The organism is Paraburkholderia sp. J67, assembly GCF_905220265.1.
Taxonomy (GTDB): domain Bacteria; phylum Pseudomonadota; class Gammaproteobacteria; order Burkholderiales; family Burkholderiaceae; genus Paraburkholderia.
The window spans coordinates 1-304 of record NZ_CAJMZK010000128.1 but is presented as its reverse complement, the minus strand read 5'-3'; the positions used below and the strand labels follow the sequence as shown (position 1 = coordinate 304).

General features: G+C 64.8%; 1 protein-coding gene. It reads right to left on the bottom strand.

Annotated features, from left to right (window positions below):
* Nucleotides 1–304: pyridoxal-phosphate dependent enzyme (locus U5782_RS41475; protein WP_322049652.1), on the bottom strand; the 304-nt coding region annotated here is incomplete at both ends.

Here is a 304-nt window from a genome sequence, read left to right as displayed (position 1 = left end):
CGTGAGCACGTCGTCCAGATATTCCTGGCAAAGCCGGAAGGTTTCCTCGCCGACGAGTTTCACCGCCGTGCCGTCCGAAAACAGGCCGACTTCGTTCAACTCGACGCGCTTGCCCGCCTTGAGCGACTGCGCCATCGCGCAGGAATCGTCGGTTTGCACGCCGATCACCTTGATCTCCGGGCGCACGGCTTTCACGTAGGCCGCCACACCCGCCGCGAGACCGCCGCCGCCGATCGGCACGAAGATCGCGTGAATCGGGGCCTGATGCTTGCTGAGGATTTCCATCGCCACGGTGCCCTGGCCG